22 protein-coding genes and 1 tRNA gene are annotated in these 26,237 nt (G+C 50.9%); 19 read left to right on the top strand and 4 right to left on the bottom strand.

Annotated features, from left to right (window positions below; translation table 11 throughout):
* Window positions 1-35 precede the first annotated feature (35 nt).
* The 11 genes from KB213_RS02525 to KB213_RS02475 all read left to right on the top strand — a co-directional run bounded on the left by KB213_RS02525 (window position 36) and on the right by KB213_RS02475 (window position 12,428).
* Window positions 36-1,274: an LL-diaminopimelate aminotransferase gene (locus tag KB213_RS02525; protein ID WP_211680476.1), complete on the top strand. Its 1,239-nt coding sequence runs from the start codon at window positions 36-38 to the stop codon at window positions 1,272-1,274.
* Entirely contained in the window at window positions 1,271-2,560 is a 1,290-nt protein-coding gene (locus tag KB213_RS02520) for a homoserine dehydrogenase (protein ID WP_211680475.1), read from the top strand. Before KB213_RS02525 ends, KB213_RS02520 begins: the two co-directional genes overlap by 4 nt.
* Window positions 2,557-3,558 (top strand): class II fructose-bisphosphatase, encoded by a 1,002-nt coding sequence (gene glpX / locus KB213_RS02515; RefSeq protein ID WP_211680474.1) that lies wholly within the window; start codon window positions 2,557-2,559, stop codon window positions 3,556-3,558. The genes KB213_RS02520 and glpX overlap by 4 nt, the downstream gene beginning before the upstream one ends.
* Window positions 3,559-3,569: 11 nt before the next feature.
* The gene (gene recJ, locus KB213_RS02510) at window positions 3,570-5,363 is read left to right on the top strand and encodes a single-stranded-DNA-specific exonuclease RecJ (protein ID WP_211680473.1); all 1,794 of its coding nucleotides are present in this window, start codon (window positions 3,570-3,572) and stop codon (window positions 5,361-5,363) included.
* A 53-nt stretch (window positions 5,364-5,416) separates the two neighbouring features.
* Window positions 5,417-5,492 (top strand) — tRNA-Glu (locus KB213_RS02505).
* Between the two features lie 258 nt (window positions 5,493-5,750).
* Window positions 5,751-6,563, top strand: a complete 813-nt coding sequence (locus KB213_RS02500) for a mechanosensitive ion channel family protein (protein ID WP_068171438.1) — start codon at window positions 5,751-5,753, stop codon at window positions 6,561-6,563.
* Between the two features lie 207 nt (window positions 6,564-6,770).
* Window positions 6,771-8,264 (top strand): carbohydrate porin, encoded by a 1,494-nt coding sequence (locus KB213_RS02495; protein WP_211680472.1) that lies wholly within the window; start codon window positions 6,771-6,773, stop codon window positions 8,262-8,264.
* A gap of 7 nt (window positions 8,265-8,271) precedes the next feature.
* Entirely contained in the window at window positions 8,272-9,432 is a 1,161-nt protein-coding gene (locus tag KB213_RS02490; protein WP_249110138.1) for a YncE family protein, read from the top strand.
* A gap of 18 nt (window positions 9,433-9,450) precedes the next feature.
* Window positions 9,451-10,653: a Dyp-type peroxidase gene (locus tag KB213_RS02485; RefSeq protein WP_211680471.1), complete on the top strand. Its 1,203-nt coding sequence runs from the start codon at window positions 9,451-9,453 to the stop codon at window positions 10,651-10,653.
* Between the two features lie 123 nt (window positions 10,654-10,776).
* The gene (locus KB213_RS02480) at window positions 10,777-11,586 is read left to right on the top strand and encodes an alpha/beta fold hydrolase (RefSeq protein ID WP_211680470.1); all 810 of its coding nucleotides are present in this window, start codon (window positions 10,777-10,779) and stop codon (window positions 11,584-11,586) included.
* Window positions 11,583-12,428 carry a sugar phosphate isomerase/epimerase family protein gene (locus KB213_RS02475; RefSeq protein WP_211680469.1) on the top strand — a complete coding sequence of 282 codons (846 nt, stop codon included), beginning with the start codon at window positions 11,583-11,585 and terminating at the stop codon, window positions 12,426-12,428. The genes KB213_RS02480 and KB213_RS02475 overlap by 4 nt, the downstream gene beginning before the upstream one ends.
* Window positions 12,429-12,445: 17 nt before the next feature.
* Here the strand turns inward: KB213_RS02475 and KB213_RS02470 are convergent, their stop codons facing one another.
* Window positions 12,446-13,507, bottom strand: coding sequence for a glycoside hydrolase family 28 protein (locus KB213_RS02470; protein WP_211680468.1), 1,062 nt, complete (start codon window positions 13,505-13,507; stop codon window positions 12,446-12,448).
* 478 nt (window positions 13,508-13,985) lie between these two features.
* On the opposite strand from KB213_RS02470, the gene KB213_RS02465 reads away from it, so the two are divergent.
* From KB213_RS02465 to nadC, 4 genes are all read left to right on the top strand, one after another.
* A complete protein-coding gene (locus KB213_RS02465) occupies window positions 13,986-14,870 on the top strand; it encodes an NUDIX hydrolase (protein WP_211680467.1) in 885 nt (294 codons plus the stop codon).
* Window positions 14,871-15,084: 214 nt separating this feature from the next.
* Window positions 15,085-16,068, top strand: a complete 984-nt coding sequence (gene nadA, locus KB213_RS02460; RefSeq protein WP_211680466.1) for a quinolinate synthase NadA — start codon at window positions 15,085-15,087, stop codon at window positions 16,066-16,068.
* 8 nt (window positions 16,069-16,076) lie between these two features.
* Window positions 16,077-17,555, top strand: coding sequence for an L-aspartate oxidase (locus KB213_RS02455; RefSeq protein ID WP_211680465.1), 1,479 nt, complete (start codon window positions 16,077-16,079; stop codon window positions 17,553-17,555).
* On the top strand, window positions 17,552-18,415 hold the full coding sequence (nadC, locus tag KB213_RS02450) for a carboxylating nicotinate-nucleotide diphosphorylase (protein ID WP_211680464.1): 864 nt from the start codon (window positions 17,552-17,554) through the stop codon (window positions 18,413-18,415). Before KB213_RS02455 ends, nadC begins: the two co-directional genes overlap by 4 nt.
* Window positions 18,416-18,444: 29 nt before the next feature.
* Here nadC and KB213_RS02445 read toward each other — a convergent pair whose 3' ends face one another.
* Window positions 18,445-18,681, bottom strand: coding sequence for a hypothetical protein (locus tag KB213_RS02445; RefSeq protein WP_211680463.1), 237 nt, complete (start codon window positions 18,679-18,681; stop codon window positions 18,445-18,447).
* A gap of 197 nt (window positions 18,682-18,878) precedes the next feature.
* Between KB213_RS02445 and KB213_RS02440 the strand changes: the two genes are divergently transcribed.
* Together KB213_RS02440 and murI are read left to right on the top strand one after the other, a co-directional pair.
* Entirely contained in the window at window positions 18,879-19,634 is a 756-nt protein-coding gene (locus KB213_RS02440; protein ID WP_068173692.1) for an orotate phosphoribosyltransferase, read from the top strand.
* A gap of 5 nt (window positions 19,635-19,639) precedes the next feature.
* Window positions 19,640-20,473, top strand: a complete 834-nt coding sequence (murI, locus tag KB213_RS02435) for a glutamate racemase (protein ID WP_211680462.1) — start codon at window positions 19,640-19,642, stop codon at window positions 20,471-20,473.
* A 54-nt stretch (window positions 20,474-20,527) separates the two neighbouring features.
* Here murI and KB213_RS02430 read toward each other — a convergent pair whose 3' ends face one another.
* Together KB213_RS02430 and KB213_RS02425 are read right to left on the bottom strand one after the other, a co-directional pair.
* Window positions 20,528-22,960, bottom strand: coding sequence for a hypothetical protein (locus tag KB213_RS02430; protein ID WP_211680461.1), 2,433 nt, complete (start codon window positions 22,958-22,960; stop codon window positions 20,528-20,530).
* A gap of 195 nt (window positions 22,961-23,155) precedes the next feature.
* Window positions 23,156-24,220: a transporter gene (locus tag KB213_RS02425; protein WP_211680460.1), complete on the bottom strand. Its 1,065-nt coding sequence runs from the start codon at window positions 24,218-24,220 to the stop codon at window positions 23,156-23,158.
* Between the two features lie 255 nt (window positions 24,221-24,475).
* On the opposite strand from KB213_RS02425, the gene ahcY reads away from it, so the two are divergent.
* Window positions 24,476-25,771 carry an adenosylhomocysteinase gene (gene ahcY / locus KB213_RS02420; protein ID WP_068171405.1) on the top strand — a complete coding sequence of 432 codons (1,296 nt, stop codon included), beginning with the start codon at window positions 24,476-24,478 and terminating at the stop codon, window positions 25,769-25,771.
* An 81-nt stretch (window positions 25,772-25,852) separates the two neighbouring features.
* Window positions 25,853-26,236, top strand: coding sequence for a DUF3597 domain-containing protein (locus KB213_RS02415; RefSeq protein WP_211680459.1), 384 nt, complete (start codon window positions 25,853-25,855; stop codon window positions 26,234-26,236).
* The last annotated feature ends 1 nt before the right edge of the window (window position 26,237 follow it).

Genomic DNA, 26,237 nt, shown 5'->3' with positions numbered 1-26,237 from the left:
GTTGGTCCATTCAATTTGCTAACTTTGAGCTGGTCATGACTGAAGAGTTCCATCGTATCCGCCGCCTGCCCCCTTATGTGTTCGCTGAAGTGAACAAGGCCAAGGCAGCCGCCCGTGCGGCCGGTGAGGACATTATTGACCTTGGGATGGGAAACCCGGATTCAAAGCCGCCGGAACACGTAACGCAGAAATTGGTGGAAACACTGAATAATCCGCGTGTGCATGGTTATTCAGTGAGCCGAGGGATCCCTGGGCTACGGCGTGCACAGGCAGCGTATTATGAACGCCGATTTGGTGTGAAGGTTGACCCGGAAACGGAAGTGATCGTGACACTGGGCTCCAAAGAGGGGTTGGCTAATCTGGCATCGGCGATCACCAGTCCGGGTGATACTATTCTGGTGCCGAACCCATCATACCCCATTCATCAGTTCGGTTTTATGATTGCGGGTGCTTCTGTGCGTTCTATTCCGGCAACGCCAGATGAGGATATGTTGCGGGCGTTGTATCGTGCTGTGAAGCATTCTGTGCCAAAGCCTACAGCTCTTATTGTCAATTTTCCGTCTAACCCGACGGCATTTTTAGCAGATATTGATTTTTACAAAGAGTTGGTCACCTTTGCTCGCCGTGAAGGGGTCTGGATCCTCTCTGATCTTGCGTATAGCGAGATTTATTTTGGTGATACGCCACCGCCTTCGATCTTGTCTGTGCCCGGCGCAAAGGATGTTGCGGTAGAGTTCACGTCTATGTCTAAGACGTATTCTATGGCGGGTTGGCGTATGGGATTTGCTGTTGGTAATCCTCGGCTTATTCAGGCACTGACGCGGATTAAGTCTTATTTGGACTATGGCGCCTTTACCCCCATTCAAGTGGCATCAGTTGCTGCGTTGAATGGGCCGCAAGATTACGTGAATGATATGCGTAACCTCTATCGTGATCGGCGTGATGTTTTGCTGCGTGGGTTGCATGCTGCAGGTTGGGATGTGCCAACGCCAGAAGGGTCCATGTTTGCATGGGCGCCTATTCCGGAGAAATTCACCGAAATGGGCAGTGTTGAGTTCTCAAAATTATTGATGAAGGAAGCCGGCGTTGCCGTTGCACCGGGTTTAGGCTTTGGTGAGTATGGCGAAGGCTTTGTGCGCATTGGGTTGGTGGAAAATACGCAGCGTTTGCGTCAAGCAACGCGCTCCATCAAAGGATTTATGAGCCGACATGGAATAAGCCGCCCAGCGGACATGTCTTCGGCAGATACAGGATCAAAGGTGGTATCATCATGAAACCATTACGTATTGGCCTAGCGGGCCTTGGCACGGTTGGTGTTGGCGTTATTAAACTTCTGCGGGCGCATGCTGCGGAGTTAACGGCGCGTGGTGGCCGCTCGATTGAGGTTGTGGCTGTGAGCGCACGCAGCCGCACGCGGGATCGTGGTGTCTCGCTGGATGGTTTGCGGTGGTATGATGACCCTGTTGCCTTAGCGCAAGATGCAGAGATCGATGTTGCTGTTGAATTGATTGGCGGTTCAGAAGGTTCTGCTCGTGCGATGGTCGAAGCTGCGCTCGCACGTGGGATACCTGTTGTCACGGCCAATAAAGCCTTGGTTGCTTTGCATGGTGGTGCCCTCACAGCATTGGCTTCAAAGCACAATACAACGTTGTTTTATGAAGCTGCTGTTGCGGGCGGTATCCCCGCGATCAAGCTGGTGCGTGAAGCTTTGGCAGCAGACCGTTTGGAGAGTGTCGGTGGCATTTTGAACGGGACGTGTAATTACATCCTGACCGAAATGCGTGCGACAGGTCGTGACTTCGCGGATGTTCTGGCTGAAGCACAGGCTAAAGGTTATGCAGAAGCAGAGCCTTCCACAGATGTCGATGGATGGGATGCTGCGCATAAATTGGCTATTTTGGCGGGGATCGCTTTCCGTCCAATCCGGTTTGACAGTCTTTCGGTGCACGGTATTCGGGACGTGACGTCGGCGGATTTGCGCTTCGCGACGGAACTTGGTTATCGCATCAAGCTGTTAGGGCTGGCACGTCAGCAAGAGGGTAAGCCGCTTGAGGCTTGGGTGCGTCCGTGCATGGTGCCTGTATCGGTGCCGGTAGCGTCTGTTGAAGGTGTATTTAACGCCGTCACAACGTTTGGTCCTTTCTCCGGCCCGATGACGATTTCTGGGCGTGGTGCCGGTGAAGGCCCAACGGCGAGTGCTGTTGTCGCGGATTTGGTTGATGTAGCGCGTGGGGCATCTTTGCCGGTTTGGGGCGTTGCAGATGTGCCGGATGTGATTGATTGTGCGCCATTGGATGACGTGGAGAGTGCTTTCTATGTGCGTCTAGATGTGGCTGATCGTTCTGGTACGATGGCCGGATTGACCTCTGTTCTGCGTGACCATGATGTATCAGTGCATTTGGTTTCCCAGCATGAAGCAGCGCCGGGTCGTGCGCATGTTGCGCTGGTAACGCACCGTGTGACGGAGCGTGCCGTTCAGGAAGCAGTGGCAGGTTTGTCTGCTTTGCCAACGGTCAATGGAGCGCCGTTGGTGTTGAAAATTGAGGATAGTCTGCAATGAACGCCGCGCGCATCGCTCCACCGGATTATCCGAAAGACCGTAATCTTGCTTTAGAACTTGTGCGCGTTACAGAAGCCGCGGCGATTGCTGCTGCCGTCTGGACCGGGCGTGGGTGCAAGAACGAGGCGGATGGTGCCGCAGTTGAAGCGATGCGCGCAGCGTTTGATACGGTGTCGATCGATGGTGTTGTGACCATTGGTGAAGGTGAGATGGATGAAGCCCCCATGTTGTATATTGGGGAGCGTGTTGGATGTGGTGGTCCGGCGATGGATATCGCTGTGGATCCATTGGAGGGCACGAATTTATGTGCCCGGAGTTTACCTAGCGCTTTGACCGTTGTGGCTTTGGCTGAGCGTGGTCGCTTCTTGCATGCCCCTGATGTTTACATGGAAAAGATTGTTGTTGGTCCGGACCTGCCAGATGATGTGGTCGATTTGGATGCACCGATCCAATCCAATTTAAGGTCCTTAGCAAAGGCAAAAGGAAAAGATATTTCTGAGCTGGTTTTGTGTGCTTTGGATCGTGAACGGCATGAGGCATTAATTGCGCATGCGCGTGAAGCCGGTGCGCGCGTGATGCTTGTGACGGATGGTGATGTCGCGGCATCGATTGCAGCTTGTTTGCCTGAGGGGGGCGTTGATCTTTACGCCGGGTCTGGTGGTGCTCCAGAGGGTGTTTTGGCTGCGGCGGCTTTGCGTTGTGTTGGTGGGCAAATGCAAGGGCGTCTTTTGTTCGAAAATGATGTGCAGCGCCAGCGGGCTCAAGAGATGGCAAAGGGCCGTGACCCTGCACGGCGTCTTTTCCTAGATGATATGGCTTCAGGACCTGTTTTGTTTTGTGCCTCAGGGGTAACGACAGGACCTTTATTGCGTGGCGTACAAGGTGTGGGGACCCATCGTGTCAGGACAAACTCGTTGGTGATGCGTTCACTCACAGGCACGGTGCGTTATATTGAAAGTTTACATGATCGGCGCCTTGGAGCGCATGGTTTAGACTGAAATCGGGTAACATGACAGAAACAGCAAATTGCGTCCTCGGCGTTGAACACAGCGTAGGGGGGCGGCAATGGGTATGGCGTGATGCGTCACTTGGTCATGAAGAACATCGTGTTGCGTTGGGTATGGCGCAGCGGCTTGGTATTCCAGAGCTTTTGGCACGTATTTTATCGGCTCGTGGCATTACAGCAGAAACGGCAGATGCTTTTTTAACGCCACGTCTGCGTGATCTGATGCCAGATCCGTCTTGTATGATGGATATGGACCGCGCGGCGGAGCGTCTTGCCGCAGCGGTGCGTGCGCGGGAGCCGATTGGTTTATTTGGCGATTACGACGTCGATGGTGCGTGTGGCACAGCACTTATGGCAGATTTTTTGCGTCAGTTAGGCTGTGTTGTGCAGACGCATATCCCAGACCGCATTACGGAAGGTTATGGCCCGAATAGTGCAGCGCTAGAAGGCATGATTGATCGCGGGGCGAAGGTGCTCGTGTGCATCGATTGTGGAACTGCGGCCATTCAGGTCTTGAATGACGTAGCACAGAAGGCAGAGGTGATTGTTCTGGATCATCATAAGCCTGACGGTGCGGTTTTGCCGCATTGTATTGTGGTGAATCCTAACCGTTTAGATTGTCAGTCGGGGCTTGGGTCCATTTGTGCTGCTGCTGTGGTGTTTATGACCATGACGGCCGTTGCGCGCGTATTGCGTCGTTCGGGTTGGTTTGAGGAGCATCATGAACCCAGTTTGATCAGAGCTTTGGACCTGACAGCTTTGGCAACGATTTGTGATGTGATGCCGTTGGTTGGTTTGAACCGTGCTTTTGTTCAGCAGGGCCTGAAAGTGATGGCGCGTGGTGAGCGTTTGGGGCTGGTAACGCTGTCTTCTGTTGCTGGGGTGCGTGAAGATGCCAGTGCGATGTCCTGTGGCTTTGCACTTGGGCCGCGTATTAATGCTGGTGGACGTATTGCCAAGGCAGATTTGGGTTTAACCTTATTGCTCTCAGAAGATGCAGAAGTTGCACGACAACTGGCAGAAGAGTTGGATCAGGTTAATCGTCAGCGGCAGACGGTTGAGGGTGATATACTAGAATATGCGATGGAGCATGCCGCGCGCCAAGTTCAGGCAGGGCATGCGGTGATTTTCTTGCATCAAGGCGGTTGGCACCCCGGGGTGGTCGGCATTGTTGCGGGGCGTCTGAAGGAAAAATTCAATAGGCCTGCTTTGGTAGGAGCCTTGAATGAAGGGGTGGTAAAAGGGTCAGCGCGTTCAGTGCCCGGTTTGGACCTAGGGGCAGCTATTATTGCCGCGCGGCAAGCAGGTGTACTTTTGACGGGGGGCGGCCACGCTATGGCGGCAGGTTTCTCCGTTGCTGAGGATAAAGTAAGCGCGTTTCATGCATTGTTAGATCAAGAGCTGGCTGCCGCGCGGAATTTGCCATCCCGGGATGCTTTGCGTGTTGATGGTGTTGTAACGGTTCGTGGTGCATCGTTGGATGTTGCTAAGCAACTGGCGCGTCTATCTCCCTTTGGTCCGGGGAATGAAGAGCCAATTTTGGTTGTGCAGAATGTGCGCTGTGTAAAAGCCGACCGGATTGGCCGAGACGGGAATACGATGCGCGTTTTGCTACGTGGTGAAGATGGGGGCACAACCTTAAAAGGATTGCTCTTTCGTGCGGGGGACAGCGATTTTGCTGCGACGTTGGAAGATCGCAGCATGCCTTTGCTCCATGTGGCAGGCCAATTACGCCCGGAAAACTGGCAAGGACGAGAAAATGTCACTTTTTTTCTCGCTGATGTCGAAAAAGTTTAAATTAGTGCTTGACGGGGGGACGCTGCCCCCTTATACACCCACTCACGCCTCCAGTCCCGTTCGTCTAGAGGCCTAGGACACCGCCCTTTCACGGCGGCAACACGGGTTCGAATCCCGTACGGGACACCATCATATTGGCATATAAATGTCTTTATGATTATGAGGAATAAATTCCTTAAAAAATAAAATCACTTACGATTTTATCGTTATCTTACACGATAAAATGCAACATTTTGCGAAGCATAGTCTTTGTATCTCATGAACACGATGACGCATTTTGTAAAAGAAGTGCTGCTTTCTGCTGGTTAAACGGAACGCGAAGGCGTTTTAAGATATCTGCGGGTATGCACACATGTGCCGTCTATCATGGATGTATGAGGAAAGTTTATGGGAAATCATGTTGCTTCATTGTGGGATCAATTCCACGAATGGATCCCTGTTATCGTAAGCTATCTAAGTAAAGTGGCTCTCGCTCTTGTTGTCTTGTTGATTGGTTGGAAGATCATCAACATGGTCACGCGGACCATGGATCGGATGATGGCGGCAAGTCATCTTGAACCGACGTTGCGTGGGTTTTTGAATAGCGTTGTTGGGATGCTGTTAAAGGCGCTGCTTTTGATCAGCGTTGCATCAATGGTTGGCATTGCCACGACGTCATTCGTTGCTGTGTTGGGTGCAGCTGGCTTGGCTGTTGGTATGGCTCTGCAGGGTAGCTTGGCGAATTTTGCCGGCGGTGTTTTGATCCTGCTGTTCCGGCCTTTTAAAATTGGTGATTCCATTACGGCTGGTGGAAGCACGGGTAAGGTGATCTCTATTGAGATGTTCCGTACAGTGCTGCGTGATTCCAGCAATGCCGTCATTTATGTGCCAAATGGTACGCTATCGAACAATATCGTGATCAATAATACGCAGGGTGAACGCCGTTTGGCAGCCGTCTCTGTGATGATTGATTATACGGATGATACGGATAAGGCCCGTTCTATTTTGGAAGGATTGTTGCAGGGGGATGACCAGATTTTGGATCCAGCATCTGCCGGCGTGTCTTTCCAAGCAAAGCCGGGTAATATTGCTGTGACGTTGGAGTTCTGGTGTGCTGCTGGTTCAGTTAGTGGTCTGACGGCGAAATATTCTGAGGCTGCGATCAAAGCATTGAAGGCTGAAGGGTATCGTTTAGGTGTGACGACACGCGCAGCTGGCTAAGGTTTTTCCGTTATAGAGCGTAATCAGCTCTTTTTTAGACACTGTGACATTTTCGCCCGCACGCAGCTTGTGTGCGGGTTTTTTTGTGTTTTTTTGCACACTATTTTCAATAAGCAACAAATTCACAACAAAATATTTCTGGAATGCACGAAAATTTTATGTATGAAACATGTGCGAGTTATTCTCATTTTCATAGATTGAGAGATCATGACATATTCAATTTTAAAGGGGCGTGGCCCGGTGAGATGTGTTTCTCACGCTGGACGGATGCTTTTAGCGGGTACGGCTTTGGTTATGTTTGCTGGACAGACAGCACGTGCCGTACCGCCGCGCATGAACATTGGAAATGCTGCTGAAGCCGCTGATGAATCTTCCAATGGTGTTTTTGGCTTTTTGTCTAATTGGCGTCGTACGGCCAATTTCTTAGGTGATATGTGGGGTTTACGCCCTGAGCTTGGGAAGTATGGTGCTGTTTTGGCTATGCAGGAAACGTCAGAAGTTTTCGGCAATGTGAGCGGTGGTAGCCGTCGCGGTGCTGATTATAATGGCTTGTTTCAAGCGGCTTTGCAGGTGAATACGCAGCGTGCTTTTGGTTGGTACGGTGGCACGTTCAACGTTAGTATGGAACAAATTCACGGGCGGAGTTTGAGTGCTGATAATCTGCAGGTTTTGCAGACGGTGAGTGGTATTGAAGCAGACCGTTCAACCCGTTTGTGGGAATTGTGGTTTGATCAAAAGTTCTTAGATCAGCAAAAGCTTGATATTAAGGTTGGCCAGCAGAGCCTTGACCAAGAATATATGGTCAGCAGCAATGCGCTCGTTTTTGCCAACACAATGTTTGGCTGGCCTATGCTGCCATCGGCTGATTTGCCAGGTGGTGGACCTGCTTATCCGCTATCTGCTCTTGGTGTGCGTGGACGTTATTGGCTGGCTACACCTCTTTATTTGATTGGCGGTGTATATAGCGGCAGCCCAACGCGTAATCTGGATGGTGATCCACAGAAGACGAACGCATCCGGCACGAGCTTCCCATTGAATAAGGGTGTTATGGCTATTGCAGAGTTGCAATATGTTTATCCAGCCCTTGGTGCGATGGTCTCCCCGGATGAGGTAGAGCCACTGTCTCATGTCTATCGTTTAGGTGGATGGTATAACTCTGAGCCATTTGCAGATCAGTATTTGGACAATACATACACGCCGCTGGCGTCACCGAATAGTAATGGTAATGCTTTAGCGCATCGTGGTGCGTTTTCGCTTTATGCTGTTATGGATCAAATGCTGTGGCGTAGTCACTTTGACCCGAACCGTACGTTCAACGTGTTTGGTCGTGTGATGGGAACGCCGCAATCCTCACGTGTTCCTGTTGATTTCAGCATGAATTTTGGTTTTACGTTTAAGGATCCACTGCCGTACCGTACGGATGATACATTCGGCATTGGCATGGGTTATACGCATGTCAGTCACGCTTTAGCGAAGAATGATAAAGCTGTAGCGTATTATCAAGGGATATACTCTCCTGCACAAACAGGTGAGACCTACGTAGAAGCGACGTATCAATTCCAATATACGGGTTGGTTACAGATACAACCAGACTTCCAGTATATCTTTAATCCTTCTGGTGGTGTCCCAAACGTTACCAACCCGAACCGTCGTGTTCATGATGCGGCTATTTTTGGTCTCCGCACGAACATTGCTCTGTAAGGATTTTATGATGCGTTTTTTATCGTTTAAAACGTTAGCGGCTGTTGGTCTCGCTTGCTCCTCTTTTTTGGGAACTGCACAGGCAGAGCCGCGTGGGTTTTTGGAAAGTATTCACCGGCATGCAACGCTGGCATCAACAAGCCCCGGTAATGGTGATCTGAACCCGTACGCTATTTTTGTGATGCCGCAGGATAGTGGCGTGCTGCACAAAAATGATGTGTTGGTGACGAACTTCAACAACATCACGAACTTGCAGGGCACAGGCACAACGATCGTAGCCTACCATCCAGAAACGGGAAATATCTCGGAGTTTGCGAGTTTGCCGGCTAATTTGCCAGCATGTCCCGGTGGTGTTGGTCTGACGACGGCTCTAACCGTTCTGAAAAGCGGTTGGGTGATTGTTGGTAGCGCACCGAGTAAAGATGGCTCCACTCTGACCAAGGGTGATGGCTGTTTGATTGTTCTCGATACAAAGGGAAAATACGTTACCGCGTGGAAGGGGCCGCTGATTAATGCCCCTTGGGGTGATATTGCCGCTTTAGATCGCGGGGATAGCGCAACGCTGTTTATTTCAATGTCTGGTTATGATTTGCCGGGTCCGTACTATAAAGACCCCGTAACGCATTATCCGCCGATTATTAATAAAGCGACGGTTCTGCGCCTTGATCTGCGTATTCCGCAAGGTCAGCCTCCCATTTTGGATAAGCAAACCGTTGTTGCAAGTGGGTTCTCTGCGCGTGCTGACCGTGACAACTTTTTGTTTGGCCCAACCGGCTTGGCGTTGGACACGGATGGCACATTATACGTCACGGATGGTTATGACGAAGAAGTCACGGCCATTGATAATGCTCTGACACGTACAGACGCAGTGACCCGTAGTGGGGATGCTGTTGGGCGTATCATTTCTCGTGGTGGGTTGTTAAACTGGCCATTGGCTATGATGTGGGTTCCAGGGCATCATTTGCTGGTGTCTAATGGGCGTAATGGTCAGGTTGTTGAAATTGATCCTGCGACGAAAAAGCAAGTTTATGCGCAGTGGATTGATAACGATCAAGCGCAACAGCCACCGGGTAATGGAGACCTATTTGGGTTGGCAATGACACCTGATGGGAAAAGCTTCTATTACGTTGAAGACGATATGAATACGTTGAACATCAGTACCCCTTAAGGAGAAGAAGTCTCGATTATGAAACCAATACTATCGAGGCGTTTTTTCTTGGAAGCAACGTTAGGGGCGGCTCTTGTAGCGGCCCCTACTTTGCGTGGTGAGGCTGGGGAGTTGCAGAGCGCTCCTGTGCTGCACCAGCCAGGAATTGACACGCCGCAGCAGCCATTTGTGTATTTTATTACGTTTGATTTGGTTGCTGAAAAGAAAGCTGATGTTGCGGCGCTTATGAAGCGCTGGACAGACGCGGCAGATGCACTCATGGCAGGGCGCTCGATCCCAGGAATAGTGGATTCTGAAGATGCTCTGGGTTTGTCTCAGAAAGATCTGACGATTACTTTTGGATTTGGTCCGGGTGTTTTTGTGAAGGATGGGAAAGACCGTTACGGTCTGGCTTCACGCCGTCCGGCACCTTTGGCGGATCTGCCACGCTTTACGGGTGATCAGTTGATTGCGGCAAAGACTGGCGGGGATCTGTCTGTTCAGTGCTGTGCTGATGACCCACAATCGGCGTTCCATGCAGCCCGACAAATCGCACGTCTTGCTTATGATATTGCGGAACCTCGCTGGGCGCAGTCCGGTTTTTTGCCGTCTTTTGGTAAAGGCAAAACGGCCCGGAATCTTATGGGGTTCAAGGATGGTACCATCAACCCAAATATGACGGATTCTAAGGTTAAGGATCAGTATATTTGGGCTGGCCCACATGATGAGGCGTGGATGGCAGGCGGCAGCTATCTGGTGGCGCGTATCATCCGTATTGCGCTAGAGCATTGGGACCGGATGAATGTCCCGTTCCAAGAGCAGACAATGGGGCGGCAAAAAATCAGTGGCGCACCAATGGGTGGAAAGCATGAGTTTGAGCCGCTGACGCTCAAACAAATGGATCATGATGGAAACCCCATCACGGCGCAAAACTCACATGCTCGTTTGGCGGCACCAGAAGAGAACGGTGGCGCACAGATGCTGCGCCGGGCGTATTCGTACGAAAATGGCTTGAGTGTCATCGCCGAGCGTTGGCCACCTTGGCGTCAGGCAAATGAGTTTGATTCTGGTCTGTTGTTTTTGTCCTACCAGCAAGACCCACGGACTGGTTTCTCAAAGATTTTTGAACGTATGGCAAAGTTCGACATGATGAACCAATTCACAACCCATATTGGGAGTGGTTTGTTCGCATGCCCGGGCCGCCGTAAAGGTCATTATATTGGTGAAGAACTTCTGTCCTGACAGAAGGTGCTTATGGGCTGCTTGATATGATGCAGCAGCCCATAAGTTTGATTATTGGGCACGCAACCTAGCGCGTGTTTAAGCGCTTTCGTTTCCGTCATCGATTATGAAGGATTACGCGCGGTGCCCTACATCAAGACGAATGATAATACGCATATTTATTATGAGAGCTTTGGCTCAGGGCGCCCGCTGGTTATGTTGCATGGGTGGACGTTTTCAGGGCGTTTCTTTCATCGAAATATTCCAGAAATTGCCAATCATGCTCAGGTTATCACGGTTGATTTAAGAGGGCATGGCAAGTCCGATAAACCAGATCATGGATACCGTATTCCGCGCTTGGCCGCTGATTTACGTGATGTTTTAGAAGCACTTAATATTGAGGATGCGACGGTTTTGGGGTGGTCGATCGGTTGCCCGATTATTTGGTCGTATCTTGAGCTGTTCGGCACAGAGCGTCTGCGCAGTGCTATTTTTGTTCAGCAGACGCCGCGCCAGTATTTTTCATCGGAATGGAAGCATGGTCATGCGGCCTGTTATGATCAAGCAGGGTTGGCGGAAACCATTCAGAAATTAACATTCGATCCAAAAACGTTTGATATAGGCAATTTGGAAGCCTGTTGTGCGAGCACGCTGTTAGACGATGAAAAGACCATGCTTTTAGCAGAGATGGCCCTTAGTCCAGATTATGCGCGGGCAGCGATGATGGCAGATCATACGGTGCATGATTGGCGGGATTTACTGCCGCATGTGACGTTGCCGAGTATGATGATGGTTGCGGAAAAAGATCAGGTTCTTGTGCCTGCTGGTCCGACATGGGTGGCGCAGAATATGCCGAATTGTGAAGAGGTTCGTTTCACGGAAAGCTCTCATATGATTTTTATTGATGAGACAGAAAAGTTCAATGAAACGGTCATTGGGTTCTTAAAGAAATGAGCACTTTTCCATTTCAATTCGGTATGAACGAATTCACAACGCAGCCTTGGTCCTTCGAAGAAGACGTGCAGAATTATGCGTCTTTGGGTGTCGATGCGATTGAGATCTGCGAAGCGAAACTGGACCCTGATCGGGCGGTGGAGCAATTGAAGCATGCGCGCCAATCAGGTCTTACCATTAGTGCGATCCAACCAAAAATCAGAACATTTTTTGGCAGTAAAATGGCGCCTGAACCAATGGATGTTGAGGCGCGGGTCAAGGCTTTTGAGCAGAGTTTACACCGCTTAGCACCATATGCAGAGGGCGCGTCCTTTGTGATGAATACGGGCGCACCACAGAATGGTAATATGCGGAAAACGGTTGAGGAAACTGTTAAGCACGTACGTCGCCTTGCACCAATTGCCCATAATCTCGGTGTAAAGATTGCTATTGAGCCGTTAAACCCAATATCTGTTAATATTGAGACAGCGATCTGGACGATTGATCAGGCGCTGGAGATGATAGAGGGCGTTGCGCACCCAGCTTTTGGGTTATGCTTGGATTATTGGAATATCTGGCAGCAAAATGATTGCGCTCAGTCTATTATCACAGCAGGCGATAAAATATTCGTTTTACAGGTATCAGACTGGCGTATGCCGTATTCTGGGATGGATCGACTGATTCCGGGAGAGGGCTCTATTCCTCTCAAAGAACTATTACACGCTACGTATCAAGCGGGTTTCCGTGGGGCGTGTACTGTTGAGATATTTTCAAATGATGTGCCTGACAGTGTGTATGATCATAATTTAGTGGATGTTGTGCGCAAAAGCCGTGAGGGCTTGTTGCGCGCATGGGGAGAATGAACGCGTATTCTACGTGCTTATTGTTCAGGGGGTGATGCAGGGAAGGGGGCCCATTGATCCGCACAAGGGGTTTGAGGCATTTGCGGCTGTGCAGTGGGCTCTTTTAAGGCAGGGGTAACGTTGCTCTCTGTGATTTTAGCATATTGGACATCCCATGTTGCGGAACCGAAGAACATCACGTTAGAGAGCGTGGCTTCTATCGGGTTTGAATCATCAATGCCGTGTATGAGAAGAACACCATCTGCACCATAAACATCGTTGAAGTTGATGTTGCGGTAATGGGGCGTATCAAAGCCGAAGGCGTGCGGGTCATAATGCGTATCAAGCATGATGGGCCATTTATTATGGCGTAGGCAGATATGGTCATACTGAATATCATCAACTAGTCCGCCGCGAGAGCTATCACTTTTGATACGTAGCCCTGCCGTGGTGCCATCTAAGGTCAGATTCCGCACAAGAACATGACTGACCCCGTTGAAGGTTTCACTCCCGATAGACATGCCGTGGCCAGCATAAAAATGATTGTCCAGCACAGAGATATAACGGCTGGGGCCGTTTCGCCCGGCTTTGATGGCAATATTATCATCACCTGTGCGGATGAAACTATGCGCAATGGTGATGTCCTCAGATGAGCCGGGGTCGATACCGTCTGTGTTGCGGGCATCTTCGGGGGTATCGATACGGACATCCCAAAAGGTCGCACCTGAGACATGATCTAGTGTCACGTGGAAATTGGGTGAATTACGCAGAGTAAGATGCGCAAAGGTGATGTTTTGCGCATCTTGCACAACAATGAGGCGAGGTACGTTTTGTTTGCCTTCTTCGCGTTGTGCTCGTCGGGCTAAGTGCCACCATGTTTCGTCTGTATCCGTCATGGGTTGGCCGCCATTGCCGTCAATAATGCCTGGGCCAAAAATGCCACCGCCAGAGGTTTGGCTAAAAAGAATAAAGGGACGGCACCCATGGCCGTGCGCGTCAATCGTACCGCAGAGATTTCGGCCTTGATCATAACGTGCAGGGTTGGTTGAAGCGGTTAAGACAGCTCCTTGGTCAAGCCATAAGAAGACGCCAGATGGCATGGTAAGAGGGCCGCTTTCGTAGTGGCCAGAGCTAAGATGCAGGGCGCTTCCCTCAGGGCATGAATCAAGCGCTGATTGGAGAGAGCCTGTCGAAGATGGGGTGTAAATTGCGCAGAGAGTATGCGGGAGCACTGGCTTTGTAACCACTCTGCGGTCTTGCGCATACGCTTGGCCTAATGAGCAAAATAATATGAAAATGCCAATGATGTATTTTATTGGTGCAATAGATTTATTTATCTTCTTACGAGAAGAGTATCGTACAATATAACGCATATGGAATATATCCTATAAGAAAGTGTTATAGATTATTTTCCTTATGGAGGGTTGTTTGTGATATTTATTTTTTATTAATATACTGCATTGAGAACCATATTGCACAGTTAAAATTACTTAATATGAAACGCGATAAAATTGTAAAAAATATAGTGTTTATGACACTCACAGTTTAAAAAGTGCGGGAAGATCAGTGGGTTGAGGTATGATGCAGGCAGGATGTCAGATTGAACTTGTGGCGGCATTGCTGCGTGTGCAGGAGGGCAGACCCGAGGTTTTAACAGTCTGCCCAGATGTCTCTTTGCCTTCTGGTCCTCTGGAGCCAACGCATAGGACGTTGCAGGCTGGAATGCGGAGCTGGGTTGAACGACAAACGGGCGTGAAGCTGGGGCATATTGAACAGCTTTATACGTTTGGGGATGAAGTGACCGCAGACCAAATGCGTTTACTGCGTGTGTCCTATATGGCTTTGACACGTGAGACGCGGGCACATGTCGGTTGGGGAGGGTGGTACCGGTATTTTCCATGGGAGGACCGTCGCTCTGTTTCGGCAGAGAGTTTGTTACGCCGCATTGTGCAGCGTTTGAAATGCTGGGCAGGGGACTGCCTGTCACGCAGAGAACGAGTGGCGCGGCATTTTGGTCTTAATGGTTATGAATGGGATGGAGAGCGCGCGCTCGACCGGTATGAAATGATGTGGGAAGCAGGTTTATTACCCGAAGCACCTCATGCTTTTGAGCCTTTTCTGGCCGGGGAAGGTATGCAGGGCGATCATCGGCGTATTCTTGCAACAGCAATCGGACGTTTACGGGCTAAATGTCGCTATACCCCAGCTTTGTTCCGCCTTGTTCCAGAAGAGTTCACGCTTCGTTTTCTTCAAGAAACGCTGGAAGCCGTTTCAGGGCAGTTGCTGCACAAGCAAAACTTCAGACGTTTGATACAAAACCAGAATTTGGTCATTGAGACAGAGAAGTATGATGCTGCTGGCGCGGGGCGTCCTGCACGCTTGTATAGGTTGGCGAATATCGAGCATGCATCATGCTCATTAATGGGCGCTAATTTGCCTCTTTCTGCATTGGACGCAGCATAAACTTCGGACGTTATCCGTTGGATGATAGAGCGCTTTCACTCTTGTTTGGCTGGAAGTATGGCACTCATTGTGTGGGCATAATGGGCCGATTGCAGAGGGTAAATATCCTTTCGTAACTTTATCACATCATGGTGTGACGTGCCTTTAGGGCTTTTGTTTTTGGGTAGAGATGTTTATATGCTCAATCTGAACATAATAAGGACGGGAGCCCGTCATGTCCGTATCCTCTACGCTTCAGAGTCGAGATTCTCTTTATGCCCCTGTGTCCCGTGTGATGGATCGGGCAGATTGGGAAGAGCAGTTTGCGGATGATATTGAAGCGATTTTGCGCCTAAAGCGTGAGAAGAATGCTGTGATTTTGGCGCATAATTATCAAACGCCAGAAATTTTCCACTGTGTGTCGGATATTAAGGGAGATAGCCTCGCGCTGGCTCGTGAAGCACAGAATGTGGATGCGGATATTATCGTGATGGCGGGTGTGCATTTCATGGCGGAAACAGCCAAAATGCTGAACCCAGAGAAGCTTGTTTTAATCCCAGATGAACGTGCAGGGTGCTCGTTGGCTGAAAGTATCACGGCTGAAAACGTGCGTGCTATGCGCCGGGAATATCCCGGTGTGCCTGTCGTGACCTATGTAAACAGCACGGCAGAGGTGAAAGCGGAAAGTGATGTCTGCTGCACCTCAGGTAATGCTAAAAAAATCGTTGAGAGCCTAGGCACTGACCGGGTGATTATGATCCCGGATCAGTATTTGGCACGGAATATCGAAGCAGAAACAGGCATTAAAATGCTCACATGGCCGGGTTCATGTGAGGTGCATGAGCGCTTTACACCGCAGGAAATCCGTCAGTATCGGCGTATGCACCCCGGTGTGGTGGTCATTGCGCATCCAGAATGCCCACCGGAGGTTGTGGCTGAGGCTGATTTTTCCGGATCTACAGCGCGTATGATCGATTTCGTCGCTGAAAAGCGCCCAGAAAAAGCACTGCTGGTCACGGAATGCTCCATGAGCGATAATTTGACCACCCTCGCCCCAGAAACAGAATTTGTGCGGCCCTGCAATCTGTGCCCGCATATGAAGCGTATTACGTTGAAGAATATTCGTACCACGCTGGAAAATCTGGAAACGCCGGTTACGATTCCAGAGGAGCTAATTGCTCCCGCCCGGCGTGCCGTTGAGCGGATGTTAGCTGTCTAAGAGGTGCAATGATGCACACGCTTTCAGCTTTTGCGGGTCATGTAGTGATTGTCGGAGCAGGCCTCGCCGGGCTTGTGGCTGCGCTGAAGCTTGAGCGTCCCTGCGTTGTATTGTCGCCAACCCTTTTAGGGGAAGGTGCCGCCTCTATGCTGGCTCAGGGTGGAATCGCAAGTGCCGTAGGCCCAGATGATAGTCCAGCCCTTCATGCACAGGATACGCTCGCCGCTGGGGCTGGATTATGTGATGCAGAGGTTGTGCAACGCATAACGGCTGCAGGCCCAGCGGCCATTGCGCAACTGCGTGATTGGGGTGTGTCCTTTGCGGGAACCCCAGAACATCCAGATTTGCATTTAGAAGCCGCACATACACGTCCTCGTATTCTGCATCTGAATGGTGATCGGAGTGGGGCGGGCATTATGCGCCCTCTGATTGCGCGGGTGAAAAACCATGGTCAGATCACCCTTTTAGAGCAGGTTGCTCTCTCTGGTTTTTGTACGGAAAATGGTGAGTTAAGCGGTGTCCGCACAACGGCTGGATATATCCCAACGACACAATGTTTGATTGCTTCAGGCGGGATCGGTGGGCTTTTTGCGGGGGCGACATGCCCGGCGGAAGCGCAAGGGCTGCCATTGGCACAGGCCGCGCGTATTGGAGCTGCTCTTGTGGATATGGAGTTCACGCAGTTCCATCCTACGGGGTTAGCGATGCCTTTACCGGACGGGCGCAGGGCATTGGTGAGTGAGGCTGTACGCGGTGCAGGTGCACGCCTGATAGATGAGCGTGGAGAACGCTTTACCGAAGAACTCCAGCCACGAGATATTGTCGCGCGGGCAATTGCTGCACATCGTGCGGCGGGGCATCAGGTATTTTTAGATGCACGCTCTTTGCCGAAGGGGCCATTCTCTACGCAGTTCCCCGGTATTGCTGCCGCGTGTCATGCGGCCGGTATAGACCCTGATCAGCAGCCCATTCTTGTACAACCATCCATGCACTATCACATGGGGGGATTAGCGGTTGATGCGGCGGGGCGAACAACGATTCCCGGCCTATGGGCATGTGGTGAAGCGGCTTGTACAGGGCTGCATGGGGCGAACCGCTTGGCCAGTAATTCTCTTTTAGAGGCCGTATTGACCGGGCAGTGGGCTGCTCAAGATATTAACCAGCATGAACCCTCTCGGGCGCTATCCCACGGTAAAATGGTAGAGCCTTACCAAGGGCCGACACCTCCTGACCTCTCCGAGCATTTAGTGCGCTATGCCGGGATATTGCGCGATGAAGCGGGGTTAAAGGCGCTTTTGCAGCAGATCGCCCCCTACGCGCAGAAGAATGATGCGGCACTGGTAACTGCCTTTCTCGCGGCAGGTGCTTTATTACGTCAGGAAAGCCGTGGCGCGCATTACCGTACCGATTACCCCGAGCAAAAAACGCCAGAACGGCGCGTAATGACCTATTCGGATTTAAAATCCTTTGGAGTTGGCTTGTCATGAGCATGACCGCTTTTTTACCAGACCTGATGTGGCAGCCTGTTGTCGAACTGGCATTGCGTGAAGATTTGGGCTCTGGGGGCGATATCACCTCTCAGGTTCTTGGGTTGAATGAACAAAAGCTGACGGCTGTTTTTCGGGCACGCCGTCCCGGTGTTATCGCCGGATTAGCGGGGGCACGCTTAGCGTTTACGCTGTTACAGCAGGATGCAGGCTTTGAGGCGCATGTCGCTGATGGTGTATTCGTCCAGCCGGGAGATGTAATCGCGACGGTAACGGCCCATGCGTCTACGGTCCTTGCGGGGGAACGCACGGCATTGAACTTGATGTCTCATTTGAGCGGCGTTGCAACGGCCACGAGAGATATTGTGGACCGTGTGTCTGGAACAGGTGTGCGTGTGTGCTGCACGCGCAAAACTACGCCGGGCCTGAGGGCTGTTGAGAAATATGCTGTGAAAGCAGGCGGAGGTTCAGGCCATCGCCAGCGTTTAGATGATGCAATTTTGATCAAAGATAATCATCTGGCGATCTGTGGTGGCGTAAGCGCAGCATTGAAAGCGGCACGAAGCCGCGCGGGTCATCTGCTTAAAGTTGAGTTGGAAGTAGATACGTTAGAGCAGTTGGAAGAGGCATTATCCGTTGGCGGCGCTGATGTGTTCTTGCTGGATAATATGTCGCCTGAACAATTGCGGCGTGCTGTGGCTCTCGTGAACGGACGCGCTATGACCGAAGCATCTGGTGGCATTACACCGCAAACAGCACGAGGCATTGCTGAAACAGGTGTTGATGCGATTTCGATGGGGTGGTTGACGCATACCGTTACCGCTTTGGACATCGGATTGGATAGTGACGTCGTAGCATAAAAAAGGGCGCCTTAAGGCGCCCTCATTGTTCAGCAGTTACAGCCATTTGTTTGGCCTTGTGCCTGTCGGATCACATGATGGTCGATCCATTCAGCAACAAGACGGCGAGCCTCGGTAACTGAGGATTCCGGGTGGTGGATACGGTACAGCGTCGTGCAGGCGGCAAAAGCCTGCATGTCAGGCTGTCCAACGCCACGCAGTTCTTGATAAGCGGTCACTACGGCACGCTCACATTTGCGGCCGATCCGGTGGGTCTCGAAGCTCACGGCTGCTCCTGCAAAACTTTAGAAGAGTTCGGACCTCTTCCTCTATGACTACCGCTCGCCTCATGCAAGGGCTATGTCGTATCTAAATGTGTTGTTATCGCCTGAGGTGATAAAATTGCCCTACCCTTTGACGGGCGAGGTCATTAAACCAACAGGCAGAGATTTAGGCACGGCCAAGGAAAGTGGGAGAATAAAGAGTGACCCAATTAGCAGAAAGCGCAATCGCAGGACGTACGGCATGGGACCGCGATGCGGCTCTGACCACAGCGAAGATTCTCCTTGAGATCAAAGCCGTCAATTTTCGCCCAGAAGAGCCCTACACCCTGACATCTGGCTGGAAATCACCCGTTTATATCGACTGTCGTAAGATTATCTTCTTCCCACGCGCCCGTGCGAAGATCATGGATCTTGCAGTCGAAAAAATCGGCCGCCACATCGGCTTTGAAAGCCTTGATGCTGTGGTGGGTGGTGAAACAGCCGGTATCCCATTTGCGGCATGGATTGCAGATCGCCTGATGACGCCTATGGCGTATGTCCGTAAGAAGCCCAAGGGTTTTGGCCGTAATGCGCAGATCGAAGGTGATGTGCCAGAAAATATGCGCACCCTTCTGGTGGAAGACCTGACAACAGACGGCGCATCAAAAGTACGCTTCGCTAATGCTCTGCGTGAAGCTGGTGCGATTGTTGACCATACGTTTGTGGTCTTCTTCTACGGTGTCTTCCCTGGTGCGCATAAGACACTGGCCGATATGGATATTTCCCTGCACGCTCTGTGCACATGGTGGGATGTGCTGGAAGCCTGTGCAGATGGGAATTACTTCTCGGAAAAAGACAGTGCAGAAGTACGCCGCTTCCTTGAAGACCCATGTGCGTGGTCTGCACGTCATGGTGGCGTTAGCAGTGCAGAAGAAGCAGCGGCCCTAAAGGCTGCGGCTGCTAAAGCAGAAGGCTAATTCGGATGGGCCTGATGCACCAGAGTTGCCTTGTCTTCGATTCGGGGATTGGGGGAATGGGTGTCGTTCAGGCCCTTCAGAGCCTAAAACCAGAATTGGTTATTGATTATCTAGCTGACACAGCGCTCTACCCTTACGGGGAGCAACCAGATGATCTTTTGATTGAGCGTATCGTTCGTTTGATCCACGCTGCTTACCAGCAGTTGAAGCCAGATATCGTTGTGATCGCGTGTAACACCGCGAGTACCCTTGCGCTTCCGGCTGTTCGTGCCGCTTTGCCTGTACCCATTATTGGGTGCGTACCGCCTATTCGTTGGGCAGGGCGAGTGTCTAAAACGCGTACGATTGGTTTGTTTTCAACATCAGCAACGGCTCGTCGGCCCTATGTGCAGCAGTTGCATGCAGATTTTGCAGCAGATTGTCGGTTGATCGTGCATGGAGCTCGTCAGCTCGCAGATTTGGCAGAACAGGCATTTCTTGGAAAAACCTTGAATGTAGATGCATTACAGGCAGAGCTTTCCGCCCTTTTTGCTCAACCGGGCGGAACGCAGATTGATACGATCGGTCTAGGCTGTACCCATTATACATTTTTACTGCCTGAACTGGCGTCATATGCACCACAAGCTATTACATGGCTTGATCCAGCTCCTGCCGTAGCGCGTCATGCATTGACGATCTTAGAAGAGCTATCTGCGCGAGCGCCGTGTGAACGCCTTGCAGCCTTATATCTGACAGCCCCTCCCCAAGGAGAGGCAGACTTTTCACAAGCAATTAGGCGATTACGTTTCGAAAAATGGGATATGTTTGAAACCCATTTTTTAAATACGCAGAGTCCTTAAAGGAGGGCCTCCCCAGAGACATTCGCTGTATCTGGAGAGGGTCATTTTACAACCTTAGTTGGACAAAGCGTTGTTCATCGCATCGGTCCATTTATTGGCATAAGCATGCCAGTAGGCTTCCACGCCTGCTATGCCGTTGAGTTTGCAATCTGCACACCACGCATGGGCTCCGTCCGAAACGCCTGTGCTTGGCAAATCATGCAAACCATAAGACTGGTCAGATGTGGTGCCACCGCGTACTTGCAGGGCTGAAGTGACGGTTACGGCGTTCCCAGATTGAGCACCAACACCATTGGCTAGAATATAAGGTGCTGAGAGTGCTCCATTCGCATGAATCATGCCGTTCATTTGCGCTTCACTTTGGACCGTCAGTGAGCCGGTTGTTGTATTGTTAGAGACCTTCAGCCCTTGAGATGCCGCATCAATATTCACGAAATTCGTGAATTCTGTGCTCATAGTATTGTAGAAGACCTTGAACTGGTCATTCCATTGCATAGCGCCAACAGGCTGCCCATTGGTGTCATCCATAGTAATGGATGATTTCACGGCTACAGGGCTCGTAAGGCTGATATTCCCATTAGCTGTTTTAGCTCCAACACTATCTGTCAGCATGTAAGGTGTTGAAAAACCATTCGGTGCCATAGCAGGGCCTGATGGCATAGCCACAAGTCCGACCTGAGGTGCTTGGAATGAACCACCTGCTGCTAGTGCTACACCGTTAAGGTAGTTTTGGGGGTTCCAGACAATTTGCCCAAAAGATTGTGCATTTTGTTCAGATTGTGGGTCTTGGACACCATCGGCTTTGTAGCTGAGATGTAGGCTGTTGGTGGTATGTGTATCCCCAGTAAAGCCATTGCTGATATCTGTATCACGGTACTGTGTCAGGCGTAGCGTGGATGTATCTACCCCTGCTTTACTACCGCTTGAAAACTGCCAATTTTGTGCAGTGTATTCTGATCCTGCGCTTTGTCCGACGACTTCTGGCTGATAAATATTATGCTGAGTAATATTGCCCATACCCATAGCTTGATAGGCGATGGAGTTTGGCAGCAGGTTCCACACACGAATACCATAAGGCAGAGCATCACCGCCAGCGATGCCGATACCAAGGCTATCACGTGTCAACTTACCGCCACCGGCATTATCAAAAACCATCGTCAAACCATGGATGGAAGAACGATAATCAACAGGGTCATGGTTCCAGAGGTCATACTCGTTATCACATTCATGAACGAGGGAGCCTTGGCTACCATTTGGGTCAGCAATATCTCCGCGAGGGTTATTATTGAGCACACAAAGCAGGTAATCAGGGAATGCTTTTGTAAAGACCCCGAATTCAATGACTGGTTTGCTATAGTTGGTAAAAAAAGTATCTAATTGTGGCGTACTTCCATCAAGGGTGTCGCGCCCTGGAATTTTTCCCGGAGTGGCACCGTAACCAAAGACATTTTGTTGTGGGACATACCAACCAGTATCAAGTGAAATACTATCAACTGTGCCATCTGATAATGTGTTCCAACTTGAAATAGTACCCATATAAACATTAAATGTATGGCGGAATTGATCGTTTGTATTCCAAGGCTCATTCCACCGGTTTTCTGGTATTTTAGCGACACCAATTTCATTGGTGGCGATATTCATGCCGGGTACAAGCATTTTAGCCCAATAAGCGGGTAAAGCAGGGGAAAAGGTAGCGCCTGTTGCGGTGAATGTAATGGCGTGTGTGACCCCGTCTGGGTCTTGAATCGCCGAGGATGCAACAAACTTTGGAGGCGTAGAACCTGTTTCTGTTGCTCGGGTGGCCGCATCAAAGTTCATATTGCCATTGACCATGCCGTTCCATGTCCCGGCTGAAACACCGGTGCCTTGGGCGGCTGATTTGGCGTTCATAAAAACACCGTCTACGACACCACCTAGACCACCGCTGACAGGCTGGCCGAAGACAAAGTGATGGCCTTTATCATCCGCACGATGGCCGCCAAGCATCCATGTGTGGTCCCATTCAAAGCCTTGCCCTTGCAGATCTCCAGGTGCATCCCATGTGGTGCCATTATCGTCTGTTTTACGTAAGGCAGAGAGAATAGGGCTCGATTGCTCAGTGCCTGCGTAGCTTTTGGTGATCGGGAATACACCTAAATTTCCACCTTGAGACAGGGTAGTGGTTGATGTGTCGGATGGGGCAGTGACCTCACCGGATGCATTAAGCCCGGCAACACCATTCGGTTGGTTGATATTCGCGTTATTATCGCAAGAAACAGGGTGATTATTACTATCAAGTCCACAAGCGACAAGCACAGCTTGTGCGCGGTGCCATTGATTGTCATCACCTTTATAGGTTGGAACAGAAACTTGATTATTGCTGTTAATAGGTGAGACGACACTAACAGCTTGATAATTGCCGCTATTATCTTGAGCTGCAGGCGTGCTAGCCGCTAGGGCGCTGATAGGGGTTAGGCACCATGCTGCCGTGGCCATTAGTTTTTTCACTATTGAGCGCTCCAAAGAGAGTCCACTGTATAAGGACTGTAGAGAAGGTTTTCCTTGGTCAAAATAAAAAAAGCCCAACACCGGGAGTGTTGAGCTAATGCCAAGGGTTTCTTTAAAATTTTTGCCTAATATTCAAGGCTGCGTTCTTGTACTGTAAGTTGAACGCAAAAGCAAGTTATTTACAGGGAAACTATTTTACATAAGCCGAATGGCTTTGAGGAATAAGAATGTTACGGCCATTGCCGAGAAGCAGACCGCGCCAGCCTCAACGGTTCCCCAAGCACCTTGCGCAAGAAACATCCCGCCAGTGTTCATGCCGAAGAAACCCGTGACGAAAGTAGCGGGTAGCATCAATGTCGTGCCAACAGAGACGATATAAAGACGTCTGTTTGTTTCTTCGGCTTGGCTGGAGCCGAGCTCATCTTGCAAAGACCGGGCCCGGTCTTGTAGCGCAATAAGATCATCCAAGGCCGCGTGTACTTGTCGCTCAGCCCGGTCACGCAGCGTATCTTCGGCCCATTCTGGCAGGTCTAAATCCTCATCTCTTAAGACGCGGTCAATCGGCGTGACAACGCGGCGCAATTCGGTTGCGCGGCGTCGTACTTTACCAACAATACCACCCATGTGCCCTAGGTCAGAGCGGTGTTCAATCGTTAGGAGAACATCTTCAGCACGGTCCAGTTCATCATCCAAGCGGCCGAGTTGACGGCGTACTGTGCTGGTAAAGTCCCGCAGGGCACGGTCAATCATACCCGTTGGGCTGCGTGGGATTTGGTCAGCTTTCAAGGAACGATAGGCCGCACCGAGAACCGGGATGGGGTTGCGGCGTGTGGTAATGAGCAGATCTGGACTGGAGGCAAAGCGCCACGCACAAATCTCACGGTCTTCTTCGGACAAAGCATCGTCAAATGCAGGGAAAGCCCCCCAGACGATGTCCTCATAGGCATCAAGTGTGATGCCATATTCTGTTTCGGCCAATGTGGTGCAGGCATCTTCGGGCAAAATAGGGAGATGTGCGATGAGCGATCGGGCTGAACTATGTACTGTATCAAAATGGAGCCAGTACCACCCTTCAGAGGATGGTTTACGGTCTTCTTTAAGGAGGGATTCCACCATATCGGAGGTGAGTGTGGAGACACCTTGTCCGGGAACAGCATGGATGGCCCATACCAGACCATTGGCAAAGGCAGGTGCACCTTGATCTTGGTGTGCAGGATCAATCACCGTGAAGGGAAAGTTGTAAGCTGGCTTTTCAGACACGGCATCCTCCCATTGATCCAAGGAGTGAGCGCTGCATAGAGCGCTATGGAAACAAAATAACGATCATAAAGAACGTTTGGTAGCTTGGTTCTGTCAGTTCATACAAAAACTGTAAAATGGTTTTATGCATGCTCTGCCCTGCATCCATCATTTTGTGAGGTGCGTTGGCATTCAGTTTGAGAAGCAGCCCTTTGCGAATGGCGGGGTAATCTCTATACCTTTCCCCGTTATTCTCCCGCAGTAAGGGCATTACTCATGACCGTTCAGGACTATAAAGTTCGCGATATTACCCTCGCAGATTGGGGCCGTAAGGAAATTTCCATCGCCGAAGGCGAAATGCCGGGCCTGATGGCGCTCCGTGAAGAGTATGGTGATAGCCAGCCTTTGAAGGGCGCGCGCATTGCAGGCTGCCTGCATATGACCATTCAAACGGCTGTTTTGATTGAAACGCTGGTGGCTCTGGGTGCGACGGTTCGCTGGTCTTCTTGCAACATCTTCTCCACGCAGGATCATGCGGCAGCAGCGATTGCAGCGGCGAATATTCCTGTGTTTGCATGGAAGGGCCTGTCCGAAGAAGAATTCTGGTGGTGCATTGAGCAGACCGTGCGTGGCCCAGATGGCTGGACGCCGAACATGATTCTGGACGATGGCGGCGACCTGACGGTTCTGATGCATGATAAGTATGCAGACCTTCTGGAAGACGTTCGCGGCCTGTCCGAAGAAACCACAACGGGCGTGCATCGTCTGTGGGAAATGGCGCGTAAGGGTACGTTGAAGGTTCCAGCCATTAACGTGAATGATAGCGTTACGAAGTCTAAGTTCGACAACTTGTACGGCTGCCGTGAGAGCCTTGTTGACGCCATTCGCCGTGGTACGGACGTGATGATGGCCGGTAAGGTTGCTGTTGTTGCTGGTTATGGTGACGTGGGTAAGGGCTCTGCTGCGTCTCTGCGTAATGCGGGTTGCCGTGTTCTGGTTACAGAAGTTGACCCGATCTGCGCACTTCAAGCCGCTATGGAAGGCTATGAAGTTGTCACGATGGAAAATGCTGCACCACGCGGCGATATTTTCGTGACCTGCACAGGCAACGTGGATCTGATCACAATTGAGCATATGCGCGCTATGCGTGACCGTGCGATCGTTTGTAACATCGGTCACTTTGACAGCGAAATTCAGGTCGAAGCGCTGCGCAACTATCGTTGGAACAACATCAAGCCGCAAGTGGATGAGATCGAACTGGCTGAAGGCCGCCGTATCATCCTTCTGTCCGAAGGCCGTTTGGTGAACCTTGGTAACGCAACGGGCCACCCATCTTTCGTGATGTCTGCATCCTTTACGAACCAAACGCTGGCTCAAATTGAGCTGTGGAACGCAAAGCCGGGCCAATATGAGCGTAAAGTTTACACGCTGCCAAAGGCACTGGACGAGAAAGTTGCAGCTCTGCACTTGGCTAAGGTTGGCGCTGAGCTTTCCAAGATGTCTCAGAAGCAGGCTGATTATATCGGCGTGCCGGTGAGTGGTCCGTTCAAGCATGAAGAATATCGCTACTAATCGGAACACTTACGATAAAAGCGCGTTTCGAGTACGGACGCGCTTTTTGCGCCTCGTTGTTACAGTTTAGGAGTGTGACCCATGGGTCTTTTTAGCTCAATCATGTCCAAGATTTTCGGTCAGGCCGACGCAGCAACGCCATCTGCTCCAGCAGATGCAGCACCTGCGGCAGCACCAGCATCTGACGCGCCAGCAGCAGCACCTGCCGCTGTCGATGTGAATGCTGTGCTGGCTGATTTGGCTGCAAAGGCTGGTCAACAACTGAACTATCAGACGTCAATTGTTGATCTGTTGAAGCTTCTGGGCCTAGACAGTTCTTTGGACGCGCGCAAGCAATTGGCGGGTGAACTGCATTATTCTGGCAGCACAGATGATACGGCTACGATGAACGTTTGGCTCATCAAGCAGGTCTATGCTGAACTGGCGAAGAATGGTGGTAAGGTTCCAGAAGGCTGGGCACACTAAT

This window comes from Neokomagataea anthophila, assembly GCF_018122595.1.
Lineage (GTDB): Bacteria > Pseudomonadota > Alphaproteobacteria > Acetobacterales > Acetobacteraceae > Gluconobacter > Gluconobacter anthophilus.
This window is presented reverse-complemented; position numbering and strand designations above follow the sequence as displayed.

What these genes read in the sequence shown, in the direction of transcription:
- nadA (WP_211680466.1), top strand. Translation starts at nt 15,085, where the DNA reads ATGTCCGTATCCTCTACGCTTCAGAGTCGAGATTCTCTTTATGCCCCT.
- KB213_RS02500 (WP_068171438.1), top strand. Translation starts at nt 5,751, where the DNA reads ATGGGAAATCATGTTGCTTCATTGTGGGATCAATTCCACGAATGGATC.
- KB213_RS02495 (WP_211680472.1), top strand. Translation starts at nt 6,771, where the DNA reads ATGACATATTCAATTTTAAAGGGGCGTGGCCCGGTGAGATGTGTTTCT.
- KB213_RS02475 (WP_211680469.1), top strand. Translation starts at nt 11,583, where the DNA reads ATGAGCACTTTTCCATTTCAATTCGGTATGAACGAATTCACAACGCAG.
- KB213_RS02525 (WP_211680476.1), top strand. Translation starts at nt 36, where the DNA reads ATGACTGAAGAGTTCCATCGTATCCGCCGCCTGCCCCCTTATGTGTTC.
- KB213_RS02520 (WP_211680475.1), top strand. Translation starts at nt 1,271, where the DNA reads ATGAAACCATTACGTATTGGCCTAGCGGGCCTTGGCACGGTTGGTGTT.
- KB213_RS02465 (WP_211680467.1), top strand. Translation starts at nt 13,986, where the DNA reads ATGATGCAGGCAGGATGTCAGATTGAACTTGTGGCGGCATTGCTGCGT.
- murI (WP_211680462.1), top strand. Translation starts at nt 19,640, where the DNA reads ATGGGCCTGATGCACCAGAGTTGCCTTGTCTTCGATTCGGGGATTGGG.
- glpX (WP_211680474.1), top strand. Translation starts at nt 2,557, where the DNA reads ATGAACGCCGCGCGCATCGCTCCACCGGATTATCCGAAAGACCGTAAT.
- KB213_RS02415 (WP_211680459.1), top strand. Translation starts at nt 25,853, where the DNA reads ATGGGTCTTTTTAGCTCAATCATGTCCAAGATTTTCGGTCAGGCCGAC.
- recJ (WP_211680473.1), top strand. Translation starts at nt 3,570, where the DNA reads ATGACAGAAACAGCAAATTGCGTCCTCGGCGTTGAACACAGCGTAGGG.
- KB213_RS02485 (WP_211680471.1), top strand. Translation starts at nt 9,451, where the DNA reads ATGAAACCAATACTATCGAGGCGTTTTTTCTTGGAAGCAACGTTAGGG.
- ahcY (WP_068171405.1), top strand. Translation starts at nt 24,476, where the DNA reads ATGACCGTTCAGGACTATAAAGTTCGCGATATTACCCTCGCAGATTGG.
- nadC (WP_211680464.1), top strand. Translation starts at nt 17,552, where the DNA reads ATGAGCATGACCGCTTTTTTACCAGACCTGATGTGGCAGCCTGTTGTC.
- KB213_RS02470 (WP_211680468.1), bottom strand. Translation starts at nt 13,507, where the DNA reads ATGCCATCTGGCGTCTTCTTATGGCTTGACCAAGGAGCTGTCTTAACC.
- KB213_RS02490 (WP_249110138.1), top strand. Translation starts at nt 8,272, where the DNA reads ATGATGCGTTTTTTATCGTTTAAAACGTTAGCGGCTGTTGGTCTCGCT.
- KB213_RS02455 (WP_211680465.1), top strand. Translation starts at nt 16,077, where the DNA reads ATGATGCACACGCTTTCAGCTTTTGCGGGTCATGTAGTGATTGTCGGA.